The sequence below is a fragment of the Actinobaculum sp. 313 genome, from assembly GCF_003073475.1.
Lineage (GTDB): Bacteria > Actinomycetota > Actinomycetes > Actinomycetales > Actinomycetaceae > Asp313.
Genome location: NZ_CP029033.1, coordinates 1,960,989 through 1,982,684 on the forward strand (window position 1 = coordinate 1,960,989; position 21,696 = coordinate 1,982,684).

Genomic DNA, 21,696 nt, shown 5'->3' on the forward strand with positions numbered 1-21,696 from the left:
TGGCTGGCAGCAGGTGACCGGTTGGCACTTCCGAGCCCTCTCCGACGACTTACCGCTCACGCCTCGCCCGCATTCACGGCGATCATCGCCACGCAGGGTTGGCTCGGCCGTCTCGCTGGAATGGCCGACTCAACGCGATAGTCGGCTCGGCGTGGTCACTTCCAGTCGGCTTGGCGTGGCGGCTCACAGTATTCGTTCACTCGGGCAGAGACGCTCTCCTCGCTGAAACATCGCTCGCTCTTCTCTCGTTCAGCAATAGCGCCTATGCTGGAGCATTGTAGCGATCTTCCCCGCATATCATTCGCACCGCGGGCCGTTGGCCGCTACGCTAGCGTGTATAGCGTTTTTCTGTTGCTTTAGCGGATACCGGTAAACGTCAGGCGAGTATTTTGAAAGGACTATCATGCGCAACCGCGACGATCTCGAGCGCACACTACATTCTTTGGATGGACAGAGTTATGCCGCCTACCGGCAAATTGAGGGGAGTTACAACCTCGGCAAGTGCGAACTGACTATTGATCGCGTGCAAGTCGACCCATACGCGCCGCCGTCGCGTATGCGTTTGCTCCTTGATACCGAAACGGCCAGTATTCCTGAGAACCTGCGCAGCGACGCCGCCGGTCGTATTGCTACTGCTGATTTTCTTACCCGCTCCGTGGCGCGGGAGATTCGCCGCATTCGGTCGGAGAGCGATAGTGAACATCCGCCGCGGATCTCAATTTTCCGTCCCGGCCAAGAGATTCTGGAGCGGACAAGCGTCATCGTGGACGACGACGGCGTCGAGGCGCGGCTCAGCGTCGGACTGCCCGCTGCGGGGCGGCGTATCCGTGGCCGTGAAGCCGCCTGGATCATATGCCGTCTTCTACCGCGACTAGTGGACCGGGCACTTGCGTACAAGGCCGTCAATCCCGAAGCACTTGCCGATCATGTTGAGTTGTACCGCGATGAGGAGTTTGTGCGCTCACAACTCGCGGAGCGTGGGCTGGTGGCCTTCGTCGGCAACGGTTCAATTCTGCCGCGCAGTTCTGGCGATTCAGACACACCATTGGACTCGGGAGCCATCGAGTTCGAGTCACCCGAATCCATGGAGACCAGTTTTGACCTTCCTAGTGGTCGCCGCATTAGTGGTATGGGTATTCCGGAGGGGGTAACCGTTATTGTCGGCGGAGGCTATCACGGCAAGTCAACGCTGCTACGCGCGATCGAGCGTGGCGTATACTCGCATATCGGCGGGGATGGTCGCGAGTGGGTCATTACCCGCGCGGACGCTGTTTCAATTCGGGCCGAGGATGGACGCGCGGTAGCCGGCGTCGATATTTCGCCGTTCATTTCCGATCTTCCTTCCGGTGCCGATACGGCGAATTTCTCCACTACGAATGCCTCCGGTTCGACGTCGCAGGCAGCAAACCTGATGGAAGCTCTGGAAGCAGGGGCTTCAGCGCTGCTTATAGACGAGGACACCTCCGCTACGAACTTTATGATCCGTGACGAGCGCATGCGGCGGCTAATTCCGGAATCACGCGAGCCGATCACCCCATTCTTTGACCGAGTGCGGGAGCTGTACGCCGAGCGCGGCGTATCGACGGTGTTAGTTGCCGGAGGCTCGGGAGCGTTCTTCGATGTGATGGACCACGTCATTGCCATGGACGCCTATGTACCCCGCGATGCTACCGAAGAGGCCCGCGCAATCGCGGAGGCGGACTACGTCGAGCACGACGGCGACGAGGAGGATGCAGAGTTTCCCTCCTTCAATGATCCATTCTCAGCGGAACTGACAAAGCCACGCCGTAGCACAGGAGCCGATGGTGCCGTCTTCCCGGTACCGGCACGACGCATTCCGGTTGCATCATCGCTCCAGCCGGCTGGAAAGACGAAACCAGCCCGCGCCTCGGGTGTGGACACGATTCGCTACGGCCGCGATAGCGATATTGAATTGGGCGCGTTGTCGCAGTTGGTCGACGAGGCGCAGACTGCCGCCATCGCTGAGGCACTTGAATGTGTGGTAGAGCTAGCCGACGGGAAGCGCCCGGTCACGGATATTGTTGACGAGATCATCGGTTGGATCGATGAGGACGGTTTGGACGCACTGGTACCCGAGCAGCACTTCCTTGGTGGTTTGGCAAGGCCGCGCCGCCACGAGATCTTGGCCGCGTTGAACCGCTACCGCGGCCTGCGTTTGGCGTAGCTTTCGCGTAACCGCGCGTGGCCTTGCCTAGCGGCCGGAAACTTGGAGAGGTGTCTCCAACGGCATGCCGTCGATATCTGCCAGGCCCAACGGCCCGGGAACTTGGAGAGGTGGAGAGTCCGAATCCTTGCCCGCCGGAACGCGCCACAGTTGTGCTCGGCGGAAAATGTGCAGGACTCGTGCCCGCCGGAACGTTTCAGACTTGTGCCTGGAGGAACGCGCCAGCCCTACGGGCGGCGGAAACGTGCTGGTCCTACGGTCGGCTTAACCAAGGCGGATACTCGCGGAGCCATCCTGCGCGGAAAGGCGCTGCCTTTCATCGCCGGACAGACTGTATTGGTGGTCGCCTGACCCGAGTTAGTGGTCGCTTGACCTGACTGCATTCGTGGTTGCTTGACACGATGACCGGATTGCAGCGAAGCCCCGATGTGGGTACCTCCCACAGTACCCGTAGCGCGCCAACGTCCATGTCTCGGCTAAGTACTGGTTTCCGCCTTTGGTTCCCGAGTTTGGCTTCATGCCTCGAACGCCGGGCATCGCACACTACTTCGAACGATCCGCTTTATCGAGTCGATGCGTAAGCGCAGCAGCGGCAACTCCACCGAGTGCTCCGCCCACGTGCGCCTGCCAGGAGATTCCAATGCGCAGCGGCAGAAGGCCAAGAAGCATCCCACCGTAGATGGCGGCCACGGCCAGCGCGATGAGCAGGTGGCTGATTCTTCGCGTATAGAAGCCACGGACGAGGATATACACGAGGTAGCCGAAGACCACGCCGGAAGCCCCCAACGTAACGCTGCGTGAGGGCGATACCAGCCAAACGAACAACCCCGAGCACACGACCGAAACCAGCGTGGCATCGGCAAAGACACGTTGCCCGGAGAGCAAGATGATAAATCCGAGCACAAACAGCGGCACGCTGTTTCCCAGTAGGTGCCACCAGCTGTAATGCAGGAACGGCGAGGTGAAGATCTCGAGCAGACCGGCGAGCGAACGCGGGTGTATCCCGAAGTAGTCCAGCCGGTGCCCGGTCAGGGTGTCAATCAGCTCGACTGCCCAAAGGACGGCGAGGATGACGCCCATAGTGGTAGCTGCTTGTCGAAGAGTTCCACGCTCGTTTTCTGCCATGCCAGTAGTCTGGCAGACGGAAGAACAGCGCGCGAAAAAGACACGAGGCTGTGGCACTAAAGGACGCATTCGCGCGGGGTCAGCGGCAGGAGGACACGGCGGCACCTGAACACATTCATACGAAAAAGTGTGAAAGGGAGGGCCGACTCTACGAGAGCACGCGCAATACCACGCGCGTGAGCTCAGGCCTTCTCCGAAAGAGAGTACCGTACGACAGTACCCAGGGCGTGAGCTCAGGCCCCTATGCGAAAAACCAACTCCAAGGGAGTACAGGCAGTGAGCACCACAGCGAGGTACTCGGCTGCGCCTGAGAATCAGCTCTGTGCGTCACGTACTTGGAGCAACCGTTCGGTGTATTTGGCAAAGACATCGGTCTCGATGTTCACCCTACTGCCCACCGCGAGCCGTCCCAAGGTCGTCTGTTCAAGAGTCGCCGGTATGACGCCCACCTCGAACCACGGCTCGGCTTCGGTGGGTGCGCTCACCTCGGTGATCGTCAGCGAGACGCCATTGACGGCAATTGCTCCCTTTCGGGCTACCTGGCCCGCTAGCGCACTCGGAACACCGATACGGATACGCTGCCAGCCGCCCTGCGGATCGACGATGAGCACGGTACCCGTTCCATCGACATGCCCTTGCACGACGTGGCCGTCGAGACGACCACCGGCAGGAACACAACGCTCTAGATTCACGGAATCGCCGACGGCGAGCGCCCCGAGCGTCGTGACGGCGGTGGTCTCGCCCATCAGCTCGGTGCGGAAAACACCGGCGGGCGACGTCGTCGTTGCAACCCGCGTCAGGCAGACTCCGTCCACAGCAAGCGATCCTCCTGCCTCCAAGTCATCCACTATGCCCGGTGCGCTAATCTCCAATCGGGTCAGACCTGCTGCGGTGTCTTGTTCAATGGCGGTAACGGTGCCGACAGCGGCAATGATTCCTGTGAACACATGCCCACTATGCCACAATTGCAGCCAAGTGTCGGAGTCGGGCCGCGCACCGAAGGGCGGAACTGCCGACAGCATTTCCCCGCCGCGTGAGGCGGAACCTGGCAAGGGCTGTGAAGCGGCATCGAGAACGCTTCATTGACGGCGTCGAGTACTACGAAGTGCAGCGCACCGCGCACGTGTGATGCCGAACGGCGTGCCGGGGATGGCAGGGATGTACACGTGCGGCGTGACCTGAAGCGAAAAGCGCCTTGCCGTCGGCTGTGTGCGATAGCACTTCCCTTGCACATGCTCTGCATACGAAGATTGTTTTGACCGATTCCAACGATTGGTCCGATGCTTCACCCAGGGCGGTGAAGCGTCATAGGTACATAAGACGAAGGCGAGCAGCAATACGCGGCGGCACATCTGCTTCCCCGCGAGCCCGGCCCGCCGCCTACACTCAGGAAGGCATGTGATTGGTATGAATCCCATCTACAGCATCGAAGCACTGGCCACCGGTGAGGGCCGCAACGGGCACGTCCAGTCGGCGTCGGGACGTATCAATACGGACCTCGCCATTCCGCGCGAGATGGGTGGAACGGGTGCCAACCTGCCCAACCCGGAGGAGTTCTTCGCGGTCGGCTACGCGGCCTGCTTCCACTCCGCTCTGCAGGGTGTTGCCCGGCGGCAGAAAGTCGACTTGGGCGACTCGACGGTCGGTGCGCATGTGAGCATCGGCAGCGACGGCAAGGGCGGGTACAGCCTCGCCGTCGCCCTGGAAGTGGTAATCCCGAATCAGCCGCATGATGTTGCACAGTCGCTTGCCGACGCCGCACACCAGGTATGCCCGTATTCGAACGCTACTCGCGGCAATATCGAGGTGACTGTCACGGTCGTCGACGACTGACACTTTCCGTCAGACAATTAGCTCCGGCCGGATGTCGGCATGGCGCTGGCATCCGACCGGATTGTCTTCGGCCTGATCGGTTTAGGTCTTCTGTCCGGTCGGTTTAAAGCTGATCGGTTTAAGGCTGGTCGGTTTACAACCGTGGCGACGCCGCGGGTGCGCTTGGCTCACGGTCGCGCGCCTCCTCGTCACAGCGCTGCGCCCTCGCTCTCCATGCGAAGCCGTTTATTCGGAGCACCTTCCACGGCAGGTCTGAATCAACCCACGTCCCATGCGGAGCGCTTTGACGAACGCGGCAAACACCGCCGTATACACGAATCTCTACCTCATGCGCATGCCGCGCCGTGCACCAGCATCAGGCAAGTCACGGACCCGAGTCCGCCCATCCACACAGGTCTAGAAGCTCCACTTCTGCATGCGAAGAAACTCGAAAAAACCTATGCACCTCACTCCATATTCATCAGCAACATTAGGTATGGACTGGTTTTTGTCCGAGACATTTGGCCCTTTACGTTTCTCTTCCGTCACGAGGGCAAGTCCATCTGTCTTCGCGTGGGCAATGATGTGGGGATCCGCCTCGTTCTTCGTCTCTGTGACCCAGCCCGGATGGGCGCGCGCGATGTCGCGCTAACGATCCTCAACTCCGCACTGGTCGGATCACAGACAAAGCCGACGATGCCAGCAAGCCACGAGATGAGGTCGCCGGTTCCTCTTGCAAGTTCACTTTCCACCATCCGGCAGATACAAACCTCGTTGTTGCTCGCGGCCTGGGCAATCAGATCCCAGAGCGTCGGAAAAACATCACGCGGGTACCAATTCCCCAGATTGATGAAAATGTTCGAATCCAAGGTATAGCTCACGGACGGTCCCCGGTCCGGTAGTACTCGTCAACCATACGGTGAACCGTTGGAATACCAACGTCCAGCAGGTAGCTGGCATCCATTAGATCAACCCGTTCCTCTTCCAGTGCCCGTACCACGGTGCCAACATAAGTTGGGCCGAGGTCTCGATAACGCAGGCGCCAGGACGGCGGACCTCCTTTCCCTTGCTTTTGCTTCTCACGCTGTTCTTGCCAGCGGCGCTCACTTCCTGCCTGGATGAGGTCAAGGTCTTCGTCGGTGATGAGGTCAAGCACACGAAGACGCACGGCCGCAGCAAAGTCACTGACCTTAAACTCGTGCGCTACCTTCTGCGCCAATGCCGACGGACTCTCGGATGATGCAGAAGCGGTAGCTCGTACATACGCCTCCGGCATCAAGAAATTCGCCGCGAATGCGTTGGCAACCGCTTCTGCGCTGATATCGCGGTCCAGTGTGCATACTCCACTCGTGCGGTTGGCCAGATGCGCAACTTCGTGAAAGAGCGTGAATACTTTGCCATTGTATGAATCTGCGCCATTGAGCAGAATAATCGGAAGAGTGCGGTGGTAGATAGAAAGCCCTCGGAACACCCTAAGGTCAATCCGCGTCGCCTGAAACACCAGGAACCCATGTTGCTCAAGCAGACCTCGCCAGTAACTGAGTAGCCGGTTACCAGGGGACCTTCGGGGCGGAAACTATCGTGAAGGCCAAGCAGTTGCCGCAGCTCATGTGCACGTGCTGCCGCATTGTGCCGATTAACCATCCCGACCAAGGAAGGCTGCGGAACATTGTTGTCGAGCTCAAGGACAGTTTCACGATGTTGCTCCACCCGGCGCAGCTCGCGAGCAAGGCTAGGCGGGATGGGGTCACCACTGTACCCCCGATAATCCGCAGTCTCGGGCACATCAGGCTTGGCCGGAGCTTCAGTGAAGAAAAAAGCGACCGTTCTGTCCAGCTTCTTTGCCATCTTTTGCAGTTGTTTAAACGTCGGCTCAGCATCACCGGACTCGAACGCGAGAACGTACCGTTCGCTCGTCTGCGCGGACCTTGCTAGTTCGCTTGGTTCAAGGTGCAGTGCCTCGCGTGCCCAGCGCAAGGTTGAGCCGTTGATCGGAACTCTGACAGTGGTATGCGCCACGTTCCCCTCCCCTGCTATACCTGCGATGCATTCGCCTTTGACGATCTGTTCCTTGGCCAGTTCCAGTGTAGTCGGACGGTCCGACGGTATCTGTGATCATCCACAAGGTACGGTTCGTGTAAGTTCGTGTGAAGAGAGGAATCCCATGCGACCATCAGGGCAGCGGAGGAGCGGCCACATGCCCGAACAATTGCGCATGGCCTTGCCCATGTGGCGCGGTTCGCAGATGACTGATCTGCGGGAGGTCGTTGCGGCCATCCGCCCGGACAGCCTGCGCTGGGTGATGGCTGGCGCCTGGGTGATTATCGAAAGAAATGCTCCGGATGCCGTCCGCCGCCTGCTCAACGCGGCCGAGCGGGCGTGCGTGCCCGCGACGTGGCAGGAGGTTCGGGAATGTGCGCGCTGGTCGACGCAGTGCATCGAGCTGACCTTGCGCGGCTACGAGCAGCAGTCTGCGCTGCAGAACGGCGACGACGCAGGCTTGCAGCTGCAGAACGGCGACGACGCAGGCTTGCGGCTGCCAGACAATAGCGAGACAGATAACGCGGTTACTCCGCGCCCAGATTACAGCGAAGCCGATGTAGAGGCTCGCAGCCACGCTGAAGTCGGCGCTCCGCTTCCGAACGAGGCCGAAATGACCACCCATCCGCCTTGCGAGCAGGGAGCCGTCTCCCCCGGTGCGGGGATGTCAGACAGTTCTTATCGCCCAGGTCCGACCGTTGAAATTGTGGCCTTTGACTCCACACGGTGGGAGGTCGCCACGTCGGATCCAACCCGCCTTGATATGGAAGCATTGCGCGATTTGGGGGCAGAGTATGAGTGGGATGACGATTCGGGGAGGACGGCGAATATACAGCACGGGACGACGGAAGGTGAATCGTGCGGGTAGACGAGGTAACGGAGTTCCTGATCCGGCAGGGGGTACGTCCCAGTATCTTCGCCATTAACACGGTCGCCGTGAGCGATGCCATCGTGTTGTACCAGGAGGGCCCGAACCGTTTCGCGTTGTTCTACACAGAGCGCGGGATACGGGTGGACGAGAGGATCTACGACTCCGAAGAGGAAGCATGCCAGGGCTTGATAACACAAGCACTCGAAGCGGAGAGATTCGCCCGAGACCACGAGACCAAGACGCGGGGCCGCGGAGAGCGTTGACTCTGTGGGCCAACCAGTTGCGACGACGCCGCACTGCCGGAGCTGCCAAGGGTCTGGCACGAGGCGGTGGTTTGCTCGCACAGACAAGCCATTCACAGAAAGGAGCAGATGCCTGGCATGAGGCCGTGGCAGGCGCGCCTTGAAAGGCCCCAAACTGCCAGAGGAGATAAGGCCTGACGTGAGCCCTCGCCTGGCTGGCCGTGGACCTAGCTACCGGAAAAGATGACCCGGGCGCAGGCCCTCTTCTTACTGGCGGTCAGTTGCCGCTTACAAACACCGTGGACCCGGGAGCCCGCTCTGCCTCCCTATCGTTGCGGAGACAGACGCACTGGACGGACAGATCTGATGGAAAGGATAGAACAGCATGAAACCCTCGGAACGGCTCATGCATATCCGCGAGGCGTGGGGAAACGGGCGACTCAACGTGGCGTCTCTTACGCTCGGACTTGACCAAGTCTTTCACGAAGCGCGCGATTACCTCAGTCCCGACGACGCCTCTGAAGCGCGCAGCCAGTGGAACCGCATCGAAGTCTTCAATGCGATCCTGCTGGACGAGTATAGGCCGCCGACGGCGGAAGAGAAGCAGGAACTCGACCGCCTCGTGGACGAGTTCCGCACCTTCATCCGCGAGCGCCTGCCGGAGGGGAGGTGAGCTGTCCTAGCGCTGCTGTGCCAACTGCCAACCGCGAGTGCGTGCATCTTTCCAACCACACAGTGCATTTACGGTGTCACCCGGATCATCCAGCACGGTTCTCAGTCTCTTCCGCCAGCCAACGACTGAAGTTACGCATTCGTTGCCGCGGTCGTAGAAGATCACGCAGCTGGCCCAGCGTTGATATAAGTTGCGTAATCGCACCGATGACAACACACTGTACGTAGTGTTTGAGAGACTAATTGACTTCACGCGGGACCGAACTATCTTCTGCCGGTCCTGCCACCATGTGTGGCGAACCTCCGGAGAATCGCACACCAAGGCAACGCTACAGACCGGTTCTACCTCTACCGAGTTCGCCTCCGGTCAAGTGTTGTTGTCGCCTCCGATGAATTCATTGACCCGGCGGGGCATTTCGGCGACTTAAAACTAAAAGACGTGTGCCCACCCGGTATTGATGTTGCCCGCTATCTTAATCTCCACGAAGACAAAGGCAGTATTTCACTTGCCCTGGGAAGGAACGCGATCTATCGGCAGGCTTTCAGCACTGTCGGCCGCCTACACCCCTGCCGCAAGAGAGCGGGCCTGCAAGCAACCGACTGCACGTAGAATTGGCCATGAATAGGCATCTCAATGTCAGGGATCTCATCGAGAGCATTATCCGAACTCGCAACTCACAATCTGAGGAAGACTATGAGGCAACTGCGAAGAGACAAGGGATCATCGACCGGTTCACTGCCCTTCTGCCACCCCTGCAACGTCAACTGTTCGCAGACGCAACCGACGAGCTCCTTCGCACTGCCGGTGCAAACTCAGCCCGGAGGTATCTTGCAGCTCTAGCAGATTTGGTGAACAGGCCTGAACTGACATTACAGGCGCTTGATGGACAAGTCTGGCGACCGATCAGTTGATCGACCCCCTTCGCCAAGACTCTTTCGACTACCTAGAGTCTTCGTAGACACACGACAAGATCTCCTCTTGTTATCCCGTCTTCCGCGTGCAGTGCCCTCTCTAACACGGGATAAGTGCAGCGACAACTCCACACAGGAGTCTGACATCACGCGTACGCAACAATTGCCTTGCCATCACAGGTCTTTCTTCTCCTTGATATAGGTGACCCCGAACGCGCGGACTTGCCGGAACTCCTGCCTGCTGGTGCCAAGGTCAAACCAGCTGCCTTCCGACTTCTGAAAGATATCGAGTCCTCGGCCGAGGTTGATACGCCAGCCGGTATCGGTGTGAAGCCATCGGTCATGACCCCCCGGATCTTTCTCGATGTCAAGTCTGATACCCTCCTGAGCAGCCGTCTGCACAATCTGTCGGAGCATCTGCAGCTGCTGTGCCTGGTGGCTCGTCTCATCATGAAGCGTTGTGAATAGCTTGAAGTGCACTTCATCGGCGGGGTCCTTCGCCACAGCTATCAGTGCCAACAACTCAGCAAGGTTCCGCCCCTGGTGATTCAGCCGGATATATGGATCATGCAGTTCAATTTCCGTCGCCCCGCGTAGATATGGCAGCAGTATTTCTTCGTAAGAGACTCCGCGTTGATTCTCGGCAAAGTCGCGATGTCCTTCGGGCAGTTCTTCTTCTGGTAGTCGCGTCTCATTCCGTTCCGCAGATGGTACGTCCGGCGACGGCTCCCCGCTGCCACCATTCGCAGAACCATGCGAGTGCTTGATCGGTCCAGAACCGATTGTGCCAAAGACGTCAGAATCATGGCTGCCAACAGCTGCCGCGACCTTGGTAGCCGCTCGCTGACCACCTTGATCGTCATCGGCCGCTGCCTTCCTGCTGTAATACGTGGGATACTCGTCCTCCTCCAGCGTCGTCACCGAATGCCAACGGCCCACGAGATCGGTGTATCCGAATTTCACCTGGGTCATAGTTGTGTCAATGCGAAGGAGTTGGTCCTTGACCCGCTTTCGGCCTTCAATCGCGAAGCGAAGCAACTCCTCGATCTCTTCCGTGCTGGCCTCCCCCGTCGGGTACACGAGTTTCATCAGCCCGGAGAAAGTCTTGTGAATAGCGTCGCGGTCTCGAGTAGAGATTTCCGAGCCGAGCGTGAAGTGTGGCTGGTACTTGTCAGAAAAGTCACTGTTGCGCATGTGCCGCAGAACTTCGGCAACGTAGTCCACAACGAAGCCATACCCGGATGAGAACATCTCGCTGCGAATCGTGTCCGCCTCCCAGCCTGGGATGTAGTAGTGCAGTCGGTCCAGGTAAGCGGAATCATGGTAGGAATCCGGCAACTCATCGAACAGGTCCGAGTTCTTCAACATATAAGGCACTGTGTGGGACGTGTTTCCAACGAACACCATGGAGGCTTCAGCGCCAAGCGTCTGGATGCCCCGTGAGAACGACTTGTTTGCCATGTAGTTCTTCATGATGTCCACAAGAGCACGATCTGCGCGTTTCTTCCTGCCCGCAAACTCGTCAAAGGCCACGACATCCCAGTAGCCGACTAAACCGATCTTGCCGTTGGAATTATTGACGAACAGTTTTGGCACTGTTACTTCTCCACCGGAGATCAGCATTCCATGTGGCGAGAACTCGGAGAAAATGTGCGACTTGCCAGTCCCTTTTGGTCCCAACTCCACCAGGTTGTAGTTTCGTTCCACGAAAGGTACGAGACGCACTAATTGCAGCAGTTTTGCGCGACGCCCGAACAACTCGGGATTGAACCCAACGGTTTGAATGAGCAGGTCTACCCATTCCTCACTTGTGAACTCTTTGCGCGCTGCAAGAAACTCGTCAAAGTCGAAGCTCGACATCTGGATTGGCTTCAATGACTCGAGAATCCAAGGCACTGTGCGAGCGTCCTCGGAGTGGAGGTATCCAATAGCACAGATGCACCACACGCCACCTACAAGCAGTTTCTCATGCGCTTTGACAGTGCTCGCGTCAATTAGAACACCACGAATCCCGAGGTTCTCAAACGACGCCTCGTAGGCGTCAGCTTTCTCGTTGAGCACCACGGTCACGCGATCGATGATGCGGTGCCGTCCTTTTTCGCGGATTGTGGACTTGATCAGTTCTGATTCGTTGCGATGCACATAGTGATCCGCCAGGATCCTCCGAACGGAGTCGATGCCTGCTTGGATCGTAGCCTCGTCGTCTGACGCAGCGTATTGTCCGAGGAGATACTCCAGCACATAGGTGGGAACGATTGCGTTCCCCTTGACTGCTTTAACCAAGTCTTTGCGCACGACGACGCCGGGGAACAGACGGTTGATTTTACGGTCGAGCTCGCTCTGTTGCGGGGCGGGGTCCATAACCACGGAAGTCTGACTTGGGTCGAGTTCGGGATCCTCGTTTGACATCTGCCAACTCCTACAGCTCAAAATCTGTTGTGAATGAACGCCGCAGTGTGTACTCGACTGAGTCACAAGTGCGCCATTGCGACGTGTTCGGGATCAGCTCTTCCAATCGGAATTGCACACGACGGTTGTTGAACGGATCCGCATCCTCGCTCAGCAGCAGTTGGACGCTCTGGTACCGGTCGCGCGCATCGCCGGACGGTTGGTCGAACAGAAGCTCGACCTGGTTTGAGATAAGTTGCTCACCCGCATACAAACCGGCACGCAGAGTTCGTGCTTGTATCTTGTCAGTGACCGCTTCAGATTGGAAGAGCTTAACGACCAGCTGCCCTGTAGTGATTTTGTCGGTCTCGGGCAGTATCTGAACGTTGACCGCGCGGGTATCGCTTTTGCGCTTCTTATTGACAGCCAGCACGGGTACCACGATCTCCTGCAATGTTGCGCCGCCATGAACATATCGGGCTCCTGCGCCGGATAGCTTCAGCCGGTGGATTGACTTGGGGATCTGCACTTCCAGATCACTAGCCAGTCCCAGCTGTTCCGAAGTGAACTTCTTGAAGGCGGAGTTCTCCTTCAACCCTCGTCCGAGAACATAGCGGCTTTTCCTGACCACGATCTTGTCTCCTTGTGGCTCCTCGGAAAGGTATCCAGCTTCGGGTAGTTCCGAGTCCTGGTAAAGGAAACCATGGTCTGCCGTGATAAAGATGTTGTTCGCGTTGGCACTGGCAAGTTTCTTCACCAGTCTGACGAGTTCTTTGAGAGCCTCTTCTACTGCTTCGAAAACTCGCCGTTCCGTGCGGAGCTTGTCGCCGGTCGCGTCAATGCGGTCATGGTAGATGTAGAACACGCGATGTTCGGTGTACAGCTGCTTGAGCTCCTTGTTTCCCATGGCTAGCACGTCTTCGGCTTGGATGGCATATCCATCGACGGCGGAGAGTATCTTGGTCCGATTTGTCGTACCGTCGGACGGCTGGCCATCAACAAGGATGGGATCACCTTTGTCTGAGTGTGCCAAGGTATTGTGCGGTAGAAGCGCGGCCATGCCGAGTTGGGTGTAACTCGGCACCGTTCCAAGTGTCGCGTCTATTCTTGCGTCGAAGCGGTCCTCTTGACGGATGAGAGCGCCCAATTCGGCTGCGATCTCATAACGTAGTGCATCCGAAATGATGACGGCAGCCTTGTTGTTCCTCTTGCTCACAAGTGGCGCCACATAGTCACGGTAGAAAGCCCGCTGGGGCCGTAGAACCCTCGAGCGCCAGGCGCTGACAGTGTCTAGTTCATGCTGCCAGGCGGCGCCGAGCGGACCAAGAAACCTCGAACCGTAGTGATTCTCTACCTCAGTCCACAGCTTCTCCACCGTCTTCTGTACTGTCTCCCCGAATTGGGCGTCGCGTGTGGCGCGTTGAAACTGTCGATACAGTTGGTCGACGCGGTACCACTCTTCCTGATAGCGCTGTAATCCTTCGTCAAAGGATGGCACCTCAAACGTGTTAGTCGCTAGCATTGTCAACAACTCAGATGCAGCCCGTATCGCCTCGTACTGATCGCGATACTCATCAACCCAGATGCTCGACTGACGGCTTCGAACTATCGCGTCAACCTCGCGCACGGTGATTCTCCGATCCGCCACCTGAGTAGCAAGGCCGGAAACAATCTTCTGTTCCACTTCCTCGAACAGATCATTTCCCCGGAACTCAGAAAGGTCAGCATCTTCGATTTGGCGCGCATAGTCCAAGTCTTTCGCCGCACGCTTCGCCAGAATTGCAAGTGCATCAGCACTCCGACGGTCATTACGCAGGCTGGAAAAGTCCAGCTGAATGTTACGCAGCATCCCCGGTTCGTCACTCCTGAAACCGTTGATTGCCTGCCGAAACATCCACAGGATAAAGTCATCTACAGTCGGCTGGTCTGCCTGGTAGCGGTAAATCCTTGCAACACCTGCCCAGTGAAAGTCTAGAAGCCCATAGTCGCCAAGCAGCTGGCACTTTTCGCTCAGTCCCTGCGCATTCTCGATCAGCAAAGTGCGGGTGAGCTCAAGTAGGCTGTGTTCGCGTTGTCCAAACAACACCGCACACATCTTGGCTCGAAGCAGGTCCGCGTTGTCGGAGGCGTCCCGGAGGGCTCTCAGAGCCTCAGTCCGTTTGACTGAACGGAAGAATGTCTTATGCGCGTCAAGTATCGGGACGACGTCATCAGAAGTCAGGCCAAGATCCTGCCGGAGCAAAGCAGCTCGATCAGCGCTGAACACTCCATAGGCAAGTTCCAGGTCAAGTAACCAATTGCCAATTCCGTCCGGAATTATACCCTGCCGGTAGACGAGGAACTTACCCTTGGGCTCTTCTTTCAGCATGCGGTACTTCAGAGCGAATTCGTCGCCCAACACTTCCACTGTGGTAACACCAGGTATGTTGAGCTTGTCGACTTCGTCGGCGTACTCACCGTCAGGATCATGCCAGAACACTAGACGCTGCCGGGTGAATTGCCGCTCCAGGTGCGGGAGCACTGCGGTGGCAAAACTCATTCGCCGCCCTCCCATTGCCGGAGAAAATCCCGCCCAGAGCCCGCAACCCGATAGCGCTGATTCTTACTTCGTGGTTCGTCTGGGATGGTGAGCTCAAGGGGTCCGCCATTGAGGAGTGAAATGACAGGACGCGTATAGTCCTGTGCGAGCCTGCCGAGACCTGCCGCAACTAGCAGATCGTTGCGGCGTACAGGTCCGTTCAGCGCAGCCTTAAACATGACTACATCATACCTACCAACATGCCTACCCGAATCGCGCCTGACGTAGTCGCCATGGCCACTCGGGCCGGATGCGGGTTCCGCACGGTTAGAACTCCGGGTTGACCAGCAAAGCGCCCGCCCTTAGACGCACGTGAAGGTAGGCAAGTCGTAGCCCTGACCCTGTCAGGTCGCTCAGAGTAGCACGCGGCTCAGGCATCTACTCAAATGCAACGCCACGTACGTTGCGTTCGAATTCGGCGCCTAGGGCCGGAACGGCATGGCGGATGGTCGACCCCAGATGCATGCAATGCCCGCCTCGACTCCGCGCCGCACCATGTAATGAGGACGACGTGTACTAACCGGGACATCGATCATCAGAAGCCGTCTCTCCGTGAGTGCGGCGGATCAGTCGCTGGGGCAACTGCAGGAAGATCCGATACGTCAATGAGCGATGCTAGCCGCTCCTCTTCCTTAAGAGGGTCGCTGATCCCCACCACCGTGCAATCGTCTGAGGCAACAACAACGAGGCGTCCACCCGCAGAACTCACAAAGGCAACGATTGTTCGTAGCAGCCTATCTGGGAAGGAGGGCACAAGTTTAAGCTAAGCACCGCGCCTTCGCGGTCAAGAATACGACCGCCAGGGTCGGTTGTGAGAAAGTCAAGCATGCTAACCCTTCTTTCCCGCACTCATGTTGGGAAGCTCTCGCAGTTTCTTGGGGTCAAGTCCGAACGTACTGCACATGAGCCTAAGGTGCTCTGGATCGAGATAGTGCATGAGTGCAAAAAGTGACGTCAGGACAGCCGCTGACTCACTTGGGTCAAGTGGACGTGAGATATCCCCTTCTTCAAAATGCGAATAAGTATGTAGGTAGCGCTCTACGTACGTCCGCACAGCGGGATCCAGTTCTCTGTCCTCGTCTTGCACCATGCTACGTTTTTCAGCCAATGCAGCACTCATCGACCCATGAAATGACCCCATTTTATCGGGCTGCCGAAAACTCAAAAATGACTCCAGCATCCGTCTCGCCGCATTTGGCATAAGTGCCGTTATTTCCATCTGTTCGGCGAGGCTCAAGTCATCACGAGCCGCTTCTAGTGCACTTGCGACCTGCGAGAAAAGGAAATGATACTGCGACCGCAGCTTCTGCGTCTGTCGATCCTTCAGGTTCCAAGGCCTCATCTCGGGAACTCGGCGTATTTCGCCATCCTTGCCACCGACATAGCGTGCTTTTATTTCAAATACACCGTAGCCGCCGGCCTTGTTCCGAGTTTTATCAGGCACACGTTCCATCTGGACTAGCCATTGGCGAAACAGCTCAAAGTTGTGCGTCATCAAAAAGACCTGGCTTGTGTGGGCCTTAACCACGAACTCCGTCCATAAGTGCGCAGACGCACCAAAGAGAATACTGCTGTCCAAGCTAGAAACCGGATCATCGATGATGACTATGGGCTTATCTCCACGGATTTTGTCTTCCCTCACGCTCAAAAGGAAGTACAGGAGGGCGATAGCCGTCTGTTCCCCTTCACTGAGATGACTGGCAGGCACACCGCTACGTGTGATGACGTAATGCTGACCGTCAGGCGCGGCATTGAACGTGAGTTCGTCACGACCAAGGAGCCTGCCGACGTAACCTGTCAGATCTTCCGCTCCAGGTATCGGATCGCCGTCCACATTCTCTAGCGACGCAATCTGCCCCTTAAGTTGGTCAACCCGCTTTGTTTTCACATTGCGGGTTCTCTCAAGCTCCTCGCGCGTTCTCCTGTAGAGGACAAAGTCACCGGCGGCCTCCTTAACGTGATGCAATTCAACCCGTCGAGCCGCCTGACGTGCTTCCTCGTCATGTTTACTGACTTTCTCCCTATGGTCGGCAACAATCTTCTGAAGCTCTGCGATTTCAGGAACAGTCAGTGTGAGCTCAGAGTCAACTGCGATACTGTTGAACGGGTTGTCTCGCTTCTCTTTCAACGCTGCGATGATCGTCGCAACGGTTTCGGCGTAAGCGGCATGCTCTCGTTGATAGGCGGCACGAGCCTGCTGAAGAGCACTTTTCAGATCTGGGTATACTGATGCATCGGCGGGGATAGCTTTCAAATAGTCATCAGAGGCAGTGACGGAATTATTGAAATCGGCCACCAGTGAGTCAATTGCCGTCTGAAGCTTCTTAAGCGAGTCATCGAAGTGTGCCGAAAGCTCCGTGCGTCGCCCTGCGGTCAGAGGCTGACCACAAAACAGGCAGTCTTCAAGGTATTCGTGCAACGAAATGCCTCGCTGTACCCATGTTGCCCGCTCGGGGTGCTCGCGGAGTTCCTCAATCACTTGTATGACAACGTCTCGACCGAGAAGCTCGCGGGCATGGTTGACGCCATCTTGCGCCAAAACCTTACCGCGCGTACCTAGGGACACCGGAGTCATTGCCTCGCTGGTCGCTATCTTTCGGTCCACGTCGAGTTCCGTCGACGCACTGTCGAATATGCTTGGATCATGCGCGAAGTCGTTGAGCACCTGCTCCGCCCTCGGCTTCTTATAACTGCGCGGGTTGTATTCGGTCACTTTAGTACCGAGCAGAGAGTCGGTCACTGACTTTGCGGTCCGAGTCAGGAGTGACCCCATTTGCTTCTCGACTCGCCCCACGTCCGTAGCCGCTTTTTTCGCCTCGGTTTGCGCGTCGTCTAACTCACGGCGAAGTTTCGTCAACTGCTCCTCGGCATCGGCAAGCCGCTCACCAACGGTGAGCAGCGCCTCAGGCTGCGGGCCATCTGGTTCCTCAAACCGAAGATTCCTCCGAACGAAGTCCTTGTTGAAGACCCTCACTCGAGCCCAGAATTCAGGATCGTCCATCCCGATCAGAGAGGGAGATTCCCCCGCATCATTGGCCACAAGTAGCTGCAAACCGGCATCTGCCTCATTGTTACCACCGCCACGAGACTTGGTTCCCACGGTTGCATTAGCCGCGCAGTCGGCAAAGAGACTCGCCAGCGTACTCTTACCACTGCCGTTCTGGCCGTAGATGAGGTTAACTCGGGCGAACTCGATGCCACTGCTAGGCTTCCAGTTCTGGAATATGCGATAGTTCTCAATCCGTTCGATTCTGCGGATCTTGGTCATTCTTTGGCCTCCTTTGGCGCAAGCGGTTAATCGGCCACGTCCAGCCTTTAACCTTGGAACGTTTCTCTTCGACGCCATCAATCTTCCGAAGGGCGGAGCCGAAGCGTAGGTAGTTGACGAGCACGCCGTCGTCAAGGTCAATGGCTAGTTGCTGGGAAGCCAAAGGATAGAGCACGCTCCGCTCGTAGTCATCGAGTTCGGTCAGTACCGTTCGGAGACGTTCGGCCTCCTTCAATGCGGCCGCTTTCTGCCGAGGTGTTCCGTCACCAGCAATCTCGTGGTCTAAACGCTGGACGCTGGCTTCTAACTTTCCCTCGTACTCACGCAGGTACTCGTTCAGTATCGTTGAAACTGTTGAGGGCGCGTAGCGGTGCAGGTAGATCAGCGCATTGAACGAACCCTTCGGGCTGGAAAACATCCAGTAGATCGGGCGCTTCTGGTATCGCTTGACGTGATCGTCATAGAACTTTGATCTTCCAGCACGGGTAATGAAATAGTCACGTAGTGTTTTCACGCCGAGTGACTCTTCGACAAACCGGAGGTTCGTCTCAAAGCGCTCTTCACCGAATACGATCCGAAGGAAACGGCGAAGTTTGGCCACAATGTCATCTTCGAACCACTCATCATCAATGATCGGGAGCACGTTGTCTGGATCCGGCGCGAACGACGGCAACGGTACCGTCTTACGATAGTCGTCGACGGTTGACCGCTGATCCCTGGGAATCAGACCGGGGCGGTCCAAGCTATACCGTCCGAAGAGGCAGCCGACGCCGTAGGAGATGAGATCGCGTACCGCGTCCGCCGTGAAGAGGCGGCGATACTCCTCGTCCGTGCGCGTCGCGCCCTTGTTGGGTGCGTAGCGGAAGTAGGGGTTGGAGGTCAGCGAGACCCGGCTCAGCGGAACCTCCATGGGAACCTCATCCTGGAGGCCGTAGACCTCAGCCCAGTAGCGGTTGTTCTCGGTCTCAAGCTCCCGAGCCTCGCGAGCAGCGCTGAGGGAGTCCTGCCACCAACGCTCCAGCGCGTCCGCCAGGGATCCTCCCGAACGAGCACGCCTGACGAGCGGGTTGAACTTGAAGTCCCACGAGGTCTCGTAGGCGTTCCAGTCGTCTCTGAACAGCTTAATCAGTTGGCGGACGGCGGAGCTGTCGGGTCGCGCGGAATCCAGACCCATGATGGGGAGACCGGCCAACTGCCCTGCTTCGAAATGGAGCGTCGGAGAAAGGACGGCGAGCAGAGAACGGCAGGCTGATGAGTTCGCAAACCCGATCAGCGGCTCAGTGTCTTGCTGGGGAACAAGGCCTGACCGACGTGGCCGAAGATGCTCCCTTGCTCGTAATAGCGGAAACTTGGTTCTCCGGAAGACACGTTTGACCAGGAGATGGCGGGCTTGAAGTAGGAGTCGATGTTCTGCGGGCGCGACTTCTGCTTGCCGTTGGCGTCACGGAAGTCTTGGATTTCTGCGCCGTCATGCTCCCAATTGACAACGTAGTCCTGGTTGCCCCACCACTTGCGGAACTCACCGCCCTTGAGATGCGGGAACCACTTGGCGCCGGAGGCGGCGGCCGCCCCGCGCGAATCGGCATCGAAGCAGGTGCGGGAGTGGGAGACCTCGAACCACTGGCGCAGGAAACGGGCATTGTCGGCGGTAGCCAGGCCCTGCTTCGGGGCGGCGACCTCGCTGAGCGGCTTACCGATGGTGAAGGCGCGCGTCATAGCTGGCGACAGCCAGTAGGCCATCCGTCCTCCTGGGAGGGTAAGCAGCGTTTGGGGGCGGGCGAAGAAACGCAGATCGGTTGCCCCGGCCAGGGCTCGTCTGAACAGGTGCTCCTTTTCGGCCTCCGAGCCGCCGGGAACAACCCGGAAATACTGGCAGGGCTCGTCGGTGTTTCGGCCAGGCTCCAGGACGAAGGCGGTGGTTGAGACGACCTCCCCACCGATCAGGTCAAATGCCCGCTCGCCCAGGTGCAGCATGGTCACCGGCGGGGCGTCGTGCAGGATGCGTCGGCGCAGCTTCTCATAGGAGCCGAGGAACATCCAGGCCTGCATGGTGATCATGGCGACCAGGCCGTGCTCGGCGTCTGTAAACCGCAGACTCCGCTCGATGAAGGCAGCGAACAGGTCGGACTTTGCCTGCGGGTGGTGTTTCTTCACCCAGGTGGACAGCAGCGAACCCATCTTGCCACTACCCATGTACGGTGGGTTTGTCGCCACCACGGCGTAGGAGCGAGTCAGGTATTCCGCCTGGATCACCACCCGTCCGGCGCGCGCGTGCAGATCCGCGGCGTCCAAGGTGTCCGCCTCGAGCGCCGCCAGTCGCTCCCTGGCGCCGGGTAGGGCCGCGGCGTCGGGAACGATGAGAGAGCCCAGCACGTCGGCGTGGATGAAGCTCTGCCAGAATTGTCGGTCCGCCTGGTCGCTGCCTTCCGCGCTGACAAGCTGGTCCAGCTCCTCGTTGCTGAACTCCACCGGCTCGATCACGCGAATATGCGGCTGCACGGGCTCACGCAGGAAGCGACGCTGCCGCGAGCGGGCCTTCATCATCAGGGCGAAGGCTGCCAGTGCCGCGGCGCGCGGATCAATCTCCGTGCCGTGCAGGTTGTGCTCGAGGATCAGCGAGGGGATCTCCGAGGGCGCATAGCCCTCCTCCTCATAGATTGCGTAGAGCAGATCAAAGGCGTAGGTGAGCATGTGCCCCGAGCCGCAGCACGGATCCATGACCGTCAACTGCTCCGGCTCGGTGATCCGCAGGAAATCGTGCTCGCCGTCAGCGGGCTCAATGTAGTAGTCCATGTGGTCGATCAGGCGGGAGTCCGGATGGTTGAGCATCCACAGCCGACCCACCGAGTTCTGCACCAGGTAGCGCACAATCCAATCCGGGGTGAACAACTGCGTCGCCGCCGGAATCTCCGCTGCCCCCGCCTTCTGCTTCTTCGCGAACCTTTCGAAGACCTCTTTCTTCCGCTCCGAGATATAGAACTGATAGAGCCAGCCGATGGCTTCAACGTCCTTACAGGCTTCCGAGGTCAAGGCAGCGATCACTCGGGCAAGGATGGAGCCGTCTGCAAGCAGGTTTCCGGGAACAAGCAACTCAGTGTAGTCGCCGTCGGGGGCGAACATGAAACTCATCGACTTGTGCCAGTTCCGGCAGTACTCAGTGAGTAGCAACGTGTAAGCCTCGCCCTGCGGATCGGCACTAGGCCTGGAGCCGTCAAGGAGTCGGGTTACTGCATCCACGACCGCGGGTGAAATCGTGGAATCGAAAACACCGCGTTTTGCGTCGGCCAGGATTTCCGGCTGTCCGGATGACTGACCAACTCTCGGCGAGACAACTCCGGCATCGGTATAGCCGTTGGCATCCATGAAACGCAAGGCGATGATGCGGTTGAACCAGGTGTAGGCGACTCGATCGATGACCGCTTCTTTTCCTACGGTGCCGCCACCAGCTCTGCCGATTTCGGATTCCAGCATCCGGACGGCGCCAGCGTGCTCGGTACGAGCCGACGAACCGGGGGCAAGAACAGCAGTAACGCGAGCGCCGACCTGGGATCTCAATTCAATGCGAGCCCATGTGGCGAAGTTCCTCAGTGGTGTTGTTTCCAT

Annotated in this window: 16 protein-coding genes; 6 read left to right on the forward strand and 10 right to left on the reverse strand. The window is 58.1% G+C overall.

Annotated elements, in window-relative coordinates; genetic code table 11:
- Positions 1 to 403 precede the first annotated feature (403 nt).
- Positions 404 to 2,185: an ABC-ATPase domain-containing protein gene (locus tag DDD63_RS08530; RefSeq protein ID WP_108716012.1), complete on the forward strand. Its 1,782-nt coding sequence runs from the start codon at positions 404 to 406 to the stop codon at positions 2,183 to 2,185.
- A 543-nt stretch (positions 2,186 to 2,728) separates the two neighbouring features.
- On the opposite strand, the gene DDD63_RS08535 is transcribed toward DDD63_RS08530, so the two are convergent.
- Together DDD63_RS08535 and DDD63_RS08540 are read right to left on the reverse strand one after the other, a co-directional pair.
- Entirely contained in the window at positions 2,729 to 3,310 is a 582-nt protein-coding gene (locus tag DDD63_RS08535; protein WP_205647218.1) for a rhomboid family intramembrane serine protease, read from the reverse strand.
- A gap of 314 nt (positions 3,311 to 3,624) precedes the next feature.
- Positions 3,625 to 4,257 (reverse strand): riboflavin synthase, encoded by a 633-nt coding sequence (locus DDD63_RS08540; RefSeq protein WP_108716710.1) that lies wholly within the window; start codon positions 4,255 to 4,257, stop codon positions 3,625 to 3,627.
- A 460-nt stretch (positions 4,258 to 4,717) separates the two neighbouring features.
- Here DDD63_RS08540 and DDD63_RS08545 point away from each other — a divergent pair, with 460 nt between their 5' ends.
- Positions 4,718 to 5,143, forward strand: coding sequence for an organic hydroperoxide resistance protein (locus DDD63_RS08545; protein ID WP_108716711.1), 426 nt, complete (start codon positions 4,718 to 4,720; stop codon positions 5,141 to 5,143).
- 856 nt (positions 5,144 to 5,999) lie between these two features.
- On the opposite strand, the gene DDD63_RS08560 is transcribed toward DDD63_RS08545, so the two are convergent.
- Positions 6,000 to 6,593 (reverse strand): ImmA/IrrE family metallo-endopeptidase, encoded by a 594-nt coding sequence (locus tag DDD63_RS08560; protein WP_164505506.1) that lies wholly within the window; start codon positions 6,591 to 6,593, stop codon positions 6,000 to 6,002.
- A gap of 110 nt (positions 6,594 to 6,703) precedes the next feature.
- On the opposite strand from DDD63_RS08560, the gene DDD63_RS12505 reads away from it, so the two are divergent.
- The 4 genes from DDD63_RS12505 to DDD63_RS08580 all read left to right on the forward strand — a co-directional run bounded on the left by DDD63_RS12505 (position 6,704) and on the right by DDD63_RS08580 (position 8,948).
- Positions 6,704 to 7,057: a hypothetical protein gene (locus DDD63_RS12505; protein WP_125482484.1), complete on the forward strand. Its 354-nt coding sequence runs from the start codon at positions 6,704 to 6,706 to the stop codon at positions 7,055 to 7,057.
- 262 nt (positions 7,058 to 7,319) lie between these two features.
- Complete coding sequence (locus DDD63_RS08570; RefSeq protein ID WP_108716018.1) at positions 7,320 to 8,030, forward strand: hypothetical protein; 711 nt, start codon at positions 7,320 to 7,322, stop codon at positions 8,028 to 8,030.
- On the forward strand, positions 8,021 to 8,296 hold the full coding sequence (locus tag DDD63_RS08575) for a hypothetical protein (RefSeq protein WP_108716019.1): 276 nt from the start codon (positions 8,021 to 8,023) through the stop codon (positions 8,294 to 8,296). The genes DDD63_RS08570 and DDD63_RS08575 overlap by 10 nt, the downstream gene beginning before the upstream one ends.
- A 364-nt stretch (positions 8,297 to 8,660) precedes the next feature.
- Positions 8,661 to 8,948: a hypothetical protein gene (locus tag DDD63_RS08580; protein WP_108716020.1), complete on the forward strand. Its 288-nt coding sequence runs from the start codon at positions 8,661 to 8,663 to the stop codon at positions 8,946 to 8,948.
- A gap of 1,085 nt (positions 8,949 to 10,033) precedes the next feature.
- Here DDD63_RS08580 and brxL read toward each other — a convergent pair.
- The 7 genes from brxL to pglX form a co-directional block, all read right to left on the reverse strand.
- On the reverse strand, positions 10,034 to 12,268 hold the full coding sequence (brxL, locus tag DDD63_RS08590) for a BREX system Lon protease-like protein BrxL (protein WP_108716022.1): 2,235 nt from the start codon (positions 12,266 to 12,268) through the stop codon (positions 10,034 to 10,036).
- Positions 12,269 to 12,278: 10 nt separating this feature from the next.
- Positions 12,279 to 14,786 carry a BREX-1 system phosphatase PglZ type A gene (pglZ, locus tag DDD63_RS08595; RefSeq protein ID WP_108716023.1) on the reverse strand — a complete coding sequence of 836 codons (2,508 nt, stop codon included), beginning with the start codon at positions 14,784 to 14,786 and terminating at the stop codon, positions 12,279 to 12,281.
- On the reverse strand, positions 14,783 to 15,004 hold the full coding sequence (locus DDD63_RS08600) for a Fic family protein (protein ID WP_108716024.1): 222 nt from the start codon (positions 15,002 to 15,004) through the stop codon (positions 14,783 to 14,785). Before DDD63_RS08600 ends, pglZ begins: the two co-directional genes overlap by 4 nt.
- A gap of 356 nt (positions 15,005 to 15,360) precedes the next feature.
- Positions 15,361 to 15,579 (reverse strand): hypothetical protein, encoded by a 219-nt coding sequence (locus DDD63_RS12510; protein ID WP_205647219.1) that lies wholly within the window; start codon positions 15,577 to 15,579, stop codon positions 15,361 to 15,363.
- A 75-nt stretch (positions 15,580 to 15,654) separates the two neighbouring features.
- Positions 15,655 to 18,093 (reverse strand): AAA family ATPase, encoded by a 2,439-nt coding sequence (locus DDD63_RS08605; protein ID WP_164505507.1) that lies wholly within the window; start codon positions 18,091 to 18,093, stop codon positions 15,655 to 15,657.
- Entirely contained in the window at positions 18,062 to 19,285 is a 1,224-nt protein-coding gene (locus tag DDD63_RS12515) for a hypothetical protein (protein WP_205647220.1), read from the reverse strand. The genes DDD63_RS08605 and DDD63_RS12515 overlap by 32 nt, the downstream gene beginning before the upstream one ends.
- 77 nt (positions 19,286 to 19,362) lie before the next feature.
- Positions 19,363 to 21,696, reverse strand: coding sequence for a BREX-1 system adenine-specific DNA-methyltransferase PglX (gene pglX, locus DDD63_RS12520; protein ID WP_205647221.1), 2,334 nt, complete (start codon positions 21,694 to 21,696; stop codon positions 19,363 to 19,365).